The organism is Rheinheimera gaetbuli (assembly GCF_054781935.1).
Genome location: NZ_BAAGTL010000031.1, coordinates 1 through 6729 on the forward strand (window position 1 = coordinate 1; position 6729 = coordinate 6729).

Consider the following 6729-nt stretch of genomic DNA (forward strand, 5'->3'; position numbering starts at 1 on the left):
ATTGAGCAGCCGGCATCTGGCGTATGTGATTTATACCTCAGGGTCGACAGGGCAACCCAAAGGGGTGATGGTGGAGCACCGTAATCTGGTGAATTATCAGCAACATATTCTGCATTGTTATCAAATGCAGGTTGGCGATCGGATGTTGCAGTTCTCCACACCTAATTTTGATATTTTCGTTGAGGAGTTTATAGCCGCTTTATGCAATGGCGCGTGTTTAGTTTTGCGCAGTGATGCTTGTTTGGGCGGAGCACAAGCTTTTAAGCGTTTCGGTCATGAGCAGGGAGCGTCAGTTATCAGCCTGCCTACGGCCTTCTTCCATGAGTTAGAAAACAATGAACCGAGCTGGGCCTGGCCATCATTGCGCCTGGTGATCGTCGGTGGAGAAGCTTTATCAAGCAGACTCGCGCAGAACTTTGTCGTCCAATCGCCAAAGGTTCGTTTGCTTAACACTTATGGGCCGACTGAGACGACCATCACGGCAACAAGTTTCACTGTATTGTTATCGGACGAACGTTGTGTCCCTATAGGCAAGCCAAACTCTAATACCTGTGTTTATGTGCTGGATAGCCAGCGGCAACTGGTACCTCAGGGAGTTGTAGGAGAGCTGTATATAGGAGGAGATGGGCTTGCCCGGGGATATTTAAACCGGGATGCTCTGACGGAAGAGAAGTTTATTGCTAATCCGTTTGGTGAAGGGCGGTTGTATAAAACAGGTGATCTGGTGCGCTGGCTGCCGGATGGTACTCTGGAGTTTTTGGGACGAATTGACCACCAAATCAAGCTGCGGGGTTTCCGCATTGAGCTGGGAGAAATTGAAAACAGCCTGAGCAACCATGCGTGGGTGCAAGATGTGGTGGTATTGGCGAAAGCAACCTCAAGCGGTGACAGCCAGTTAGTGGCGTATATATGCCCGGTTGCTGAACATTATTCGGCTGAATGGTCTTTGCAGCAGAAAGAAGAGCAGACAACGGCCCTGAAGCAGGCGTTAACGAAGCACCTTAAGCAAAGCTTGCCGGAGTATATGGTGCCGGGAGTTTTTGTGTTGCTGGAGAGGTTGCCGCTGACCCCGAATGGCAAGGTTGACCGCAAGGTCTTGCCAGAGCCGGATATATCCAGCCTCCAGGCAGAGTACACTGCACCTGCCACAGAGACCGAGCAGGCTCTGGCAGAGATTTGGCAAAAACTGCTTGGTCTTGAGCGGGTAGGTGTTCATGACAACTTCTTTACTCTGGGTGGGCACTCCTTGTTGGCGCTTCGCATGTTGGTCAGAGTACGGGAGGTAAAAGGGAGGCCATTTACTTTGTCACAAGTATTTGAATACCCCGTACTGAAAAATATGGCAAAAGTACTGGACGGTGCGCAAGCAGTACGCAAAATAGCAGAAGTATGTACTCAGTTAAATCCCGGAACAAGTGACTCTCAGCCACTGTTTCTAATCCATCCAGTGGAAGGTGACATCTATGGTTATCATGAACTGGTGCAGAATTTACCCAGCGAACTGCCAGTATATGGACTTAGCCGCCCTGAGCTTGTGAACCCGGCAGCTTCAGTGAATATCTGGCAAGTTGAAGCTCTTGCTGCTCTCTATATTAAGGAAATTAAAGCGGTTCAGAAAAATGGACCATATCGTCTGTTGGGCTGGTCACTAGGGGGTGTTTTAGCATTAGAGATCTCTCAGCAATTACGAAACCAAAATCAGCAAGTTGCATATCTGGGCATTATTGACAGTGTCTGGCACACTCAAAAGTCTTCATCTTCTTCCAAATCAGCTATGGAAACATTGTTGAGGGATGAAGCTCAGACTCTGGTGGAGTATTTAGATACCTTAGCGGAACATCCACTTCTGTTAAGTCAATTTGATAAAGAACAGCAAATTGCCGAGCTAAGTGTAGCTACGGGGCAATCGGAGCAACGTATGAGGGAAATTGTTTTATCCGGGATTGTGGGGCAGGAACGCTATACCAAAAATCCAGTTCACAGGATTGGCAGGGTGCAGTATTTTTCAGCCAAACAAAGTAAATCGGAACAAAAGCCTTCCTGTATTAATACACTTAAAGAGCTAAGTCTTTATCCGTTTGCTTGCCATGAATTGGAAGCAGATCATCACAGTATTATGAAATCCAGAGCGGTAAAAGAGATGAGCCGATTGTTGATGGCTAGATTGTTAAGCAATGACGAACTCAGGCAGTAAACCAAGCGAGGATGTGAAGAAGCAGTAAGTAGGAAAGGTGCTTCTATAGAGGAAGCAAGCTAAAAACTCCTTAATCTATAGTTGTAAATATAATCAGATAATCTAAAAATAATGAAGGTGACAGATGATTGAACTAGGGAATAATTCAGCCGCTAATCAACTTTTTAACTTGCACTCAGCTGCTTCTCAGGAAGATGTGGATAAGATAAATAAACGATTCTACGGACGATTTAACTTTCCATGGCATCCGGCAATTCTTTCCAAGTATAAAGAGCAAATGTTATGGACCACTGCTTTAAATCAGGAAGTAGGCGTATTTGACAACAGCCGTATTGGCGAGAGCCCCAGGATCTGGGTGGCAGGATGTGGCACAAACCAGGCTGTAATTACGGCATTAAAATATCCTCAATCGGAAATATTGGGCACAGACATATCTACTGAGTCACTGGCTGCTGCGAAAGTATTGGCAGAGCAATTAAATGTGACGAACGTAAAACTGGAAGAGATGAGCCTGAATAATGTCAACTATGAAGACGAGTTTGATATAGTGATCTGTACTGGCGTAATCCATCATAATTATGACCCGTCGATTCCCCTGTCCAAGTTGGCTAAAGCCTTGAAGAAAAATGGCGTGTTAGAACTTTTTGTCTACAACTATTACCATAGACTGACCACAACAGCATTTCAAAAGGCGATTCGTATGATGTGCTCTACTGATGGTCGGCCAGAAATTGATGTTGAGTTGCCGGTTTCGGCTGCGATGATAAAGGACCAGCAGGCAAACTATAGTCCTTTAATGGGAGGTTTCCTGGCGGGATTGGTTGACTCTCATGAGAGTGCAATGGCGGATGCAATCCTGCAACCGGTCGAATACAGCTATACAGTAGAAACGTTTAATGAATTGATTCAGAGCCAAGGACTAGAGATTATTACACCTTGCATTAATCAGTGGGACAAAGGGGAAGGCAGAATCTCTTGGGAAATGAAATTTAGTGATAAACGGGTTGAAGACCAGTATATGTCATTACCTGATCTCACACGCTGGCAGATTGGAAACCTGCTGTTATTAGAAAACTCGCCCCATGTCTGGTTCTATGTACAGCGAAAGGACTCGAGTTTTCCTGTGCAGACAAGTAACCAGATCAATGAGGTATTTTTGCAAACCCACTTTAAGAAAATGAGAACTAGCTATGATTTATACGTTTATCAGGAAGACAGTAGCTATAAGTTAACAGAGGAACATAAGGTACAGCCCGACCCAATTTTCCCGAAACACAAACTGGCTGCACGCGTTTTTGAACGTTGCACTGGGGAAAAGACCATGGCGAACATACTTAAAGAACTGAAAGTGGAGGCAGATTTCCATCTGGTTAATGAACTAAGGCTCAGATTGACCACGCCCGCCTTCCCATATATATGTGCCGCTGAGTAACAGGATTGAAGAGCAGTAATACCTTAACAGGACATCGTTGGCTCGGAGCCTATAAAATATTCTGTGTAAGCGGCTGTTTATCATAGCGATACTCAGTCGCTGTACCATTTCTGGCGTTACCTGTAAATTGATCCGTATCACGACAAACTGGACTTCCCTCCGTAAGCTTCCGAGTAGCGCCCAAATTCACAGATTAGGTATAATTGGCCGAACGGTTACGTTTTAAGAGTTATTTTCAGTCAAATATAAATCTAAAACAAGCGCCTGTTTTCGAGTCTGTACTTTCGTCCACGTAGAGCAAGTCGCCGTTATGGTTACGCATAATCTGTTTTGATAAACTCAGACCTATACCGGAACCATTGGGTTTAGTTGTGAAAAAAGGAATAAATATTTTTTCCTGTACATGGGGAGGAATGCCTGGGCCGTCGTCTGTGATATCTAAAAACAGTTTGTTCTTGTTGTTGTAGTACAGCTTGATATGGATAGCCCTTTCCAGAGTACTCTCAAGAGCCTCTATGCCGTTCTTTATAATATTCAGCAATACCTGCTCAATTTGAGCAGCATCAAAATTGGTTTTGTAGACTTCATGTTCAGCACAGTGCAAGTATATGCGGACACCGTTTTCAACAAGTTGTTTCTTTAATAACTGCAAGACGTTGTTAATGACTGCTTTTAGATCTGAATACTGCATATTGGGCATAGGTATGCTACTGAGTTCCATAAAGCGGCTCACGAAGGTACTGAGGTGAGTCACTCTGTTTTGAATTGCAGATAGAGCTTCAATAATATCTTCCTTATTTTGTTCATCCGGAGTGTCCAAATACTGGGGCAGAAGTTGACCTGTGGTATGGGTTAACATAGAAATAGGAGTGACGGAGTTGGATACTTCGTGGATCAATACTTTTGTAAGGCGCTTGTAGGTGTCTAATTCTTTGTCTACAAGTTCCTTATGAATTGATTGAATGATCACTATTTTGATACTGCGCTCCAGAAATAGCGAATGTGTCAACCTAACAGTGAGAGTGTCGGTATGTGTTTCTTTCTTCCACGTTATAATGCGTTGAGCTGATTTCCCAGCATGAATAATAAATTCTCCCAGTTCACCCCAGTTGCCGTCAATAATCTCACTATTTACATCTCTGGTTAAAACTTCTGACGCACTATTTTTATGAATAATTGTGTTGTTTTCGTCAATAACCAACACTATGGCATCCAAATGCTGAATAAGTGATTCGAAAAAATGATTTTGAATATGTAGCTCGTTTCTAGATTTTTCAATTCTATTTTTCAGCTTATTGAATTCTAGCAACAAAGGGCTATCTAGAGGAAGGCCAAGGGTGGGGTCTTCATTTGTCAGGGCAAGCAACACTTTTTTAATTTGATAACTTTGTCTGTTCCAAGCGAGTTTAATCTTTGCCAGCAAAAAAACAGATAGCAGAATCGCAATAACCGTTAACGCAGAAGTTCCCCTTTCAGTAATCGTGTAATAAGCGACAATAACTGAGAGTGTGTACATGCCAAATAACAGCATTTGGGCCAAATGTTGTTTATCAAATCTCATATTTTTCCAGCCTTCTGTAGAGCGCCCCTCGAGTAATACCAAGAGCTTCCGCAGCTTTACTTAGATTACCTTTAAAATGTTTTACTGCTCTGCGAATGGTTTTTTCTTCTACTTCTTCAAGGTCAAATTCTTCGAGAGAAGCACCAATGCTTGCAGAAGCAGGGGAGGTGCGGGAAGGTAATACATTGTTGAATTCTAACTGATAGCCTTCCGCCATAATAACCTCTCGCTCTATAGTAAACTCAAGTTCCCGGATATTCCCGGGCCAGTAGTAGTCAACAAGCTTGTTCATCTCCGACTCAGAAATAGACAATTCTTTTTTGTACTTCTTGCAGAACTTATTGACAAAGTGATCAGCAAATAAGGGGATGTCCTCTCTGCGCTCCCGCAAAGGGGGGAGAGCTATTTCTATGGTATTTACGCGGTACAGCAAATCTTGACGAAAATTGCCTTTTTCCACTGACTGGTACAGCGATTCATTGGTCGCAAAAATCAGCCGGGCATCAACCCTCACCGTTTGACTTGCACCAACGGGGCGGAATTCTTTGTCTTGCAGTACTGACAGTAACTTTGCTTGCTCGGACAACGGCAAGTTCGCCAGTTCATCGAGAAATAAAGTACCGGCTTGCGCAAGCTGAAACCTGCCAAGGCGGTCATGTTTAGCATCTGTGAATGCCCCTTTTTTATAACCAAATAGTTCGCTCTCAAAAAGGGTCGCTGGGACAGAACCCATGTCCAGGCTAATGAAAGGTTGTTCACTGCGCATGCTCATATTATGAATAGCCCTGGCAAGGACACCTTTGCCAGTGCCACTTTCACCAAGGATCAGAATATTGGCATCAGTTTTGGCGGCTTTTTGAGCAACCTTTTGGATTTTCATCATCATCTTGCTTTGACCCAACATAGGTTGGGCATCACCTCGCATCGCTTCTTTGAAGGCATTTGTTTGCATGGAAAGCCGCTCTATTTCCTTCTGGGAGGCGACTTGTTTAAAAGCAGCCACTACGGTGCAGATTAATTGATCGTTGCTAAAAGGTTTGGCAATAAAATCGTTGGCGCCCGCCTTAATCGTTTCTACAATAAGAGGTGTTTGGGCATATGCTGTCATCATTATGATGATCATGGTAGGGCTGGTTTCTCGGATTTTTTTTAACCAGGCCACGCCTTCTCGACCACTGACAACATCCTGTGTAAAGTTCATGTCCAGTATGATAACGTCAAATGCTTCTTCAGCTAACATGGTCAGAATACGGGTAGGATCTTCAAGTATTTTTACATTTCTATAATGCGGTTTCAGAGCCAATCTGGTGGCTACCAAAAGTTCTTTGTTATCATCGACCACTAAAATGTCCCCTTCACTTTTCATTATCACTCCTCATTTTCACTTATTAAATAACAAAGTATTATCTTTTTTAACACACCTGCAGGCTTTAAAGAGACAGTTTTGGAAAAAATAATTGGCTTTACGATTTTGGTCTAAATAACTGTTCCAAACAGTAGATCACTAAAAAGAAGGAACTCAACGCGGTTTACGCGATCAGA

The 6729-nt window shown here is 43.5% G+C and carries 4 protein-coding genes; 2 read left to right on the forward strand and 2 right to left on the reverse strand.

The window, feature by feature from the left end; translation table 11 throughout:
• Both ACYVIC_RS19595 and ACYVIC_RS19600 read left to right on the forward strand, forming a co-directional pair.
• The coding region (locus tag ACYVIC_RS19595) for an amino acid adenylation domain-containing protein (protein ID WP_460862675.1) at window positions 1-2194 on the forward strand (2194 nt) is incomplete at its 5' end.
• A gap of 124 nt (window positions 2195-2318) precedes the next feature.
• A complete protein-coding gene (locus tag ACYVIC_RS19600; protein ID WP_460862677.1) occupies window positions 2319-3626 on the forward strand; it encodes a class I SAM-dependent methyltransferase in 1308 nt (435 codons plus the stop codon).
• Between the two features lie 235 nt (window positions 3627-3861).
• On the opposite strand, the gene ACYVIC_RS19605 is transcribed toward ACYVIC_RS19600, so the two are convergent.
• Together ACYVIC_RS19605 and ACYVIC_RS19610 are read right to left on the reverse strand one after the other, a co-directional pair.
• Window positions 3862-5187 carry a sensor histidine kinase gene (locus ACYVIC_RS19605; RefSeq protein ID WP_460862679.1) on the reverse strand — a complete coding sequence of 442 codons (1326 nt, stop codon included), beginning with the start codon at window positions 5185-5187 and terminating at the stop codon, window positions 3862-3864.
• On the reverse strand, window positions 5177-6553 hold the full coding sequence (locus ACYVIC_RS19610; protein ID WP_460862681.1) for a sigma-54-dependent transcriptional regulator: 1377 nt from the start codon (window positions 6551-6553) through the stop codon (window positions 5177-5179). The genes ACYVIC_RS19605 and ACYVIC_RS19610 overlap by 11 nt, the downstream gene beginning before the upstream one ends.
• Window positions 6554-6729 lie beyond the last annotated feature (176 nt).

What these genes read in the sequence shown, in the direction of transcription:
- ACYVIC_RS19605 (WP_460862679.1), bottom strand. Translation starts at nt 5,187, where the DNA reads ATGAGATTTGATAAACAACATTTGGCCCAAATGCTGTTATTTGGCATG.
- ACYVIC_RS19610 (WP_460862681.1), bottom strand. Translation starts at nt 6,553, where the DNA reads ATGAAAAGTGAAGGGGACATTTTAGTGGTCGATGATAACAAAGAACTT.
- ACYVIC_RS19600 (WP_460862677.1), top strand. Translation starts at nt 2,319, where the DNA reads ATGATTGAACTAGGGAATAATTCAGCCGCTAATCAACTTTTTAACTTG.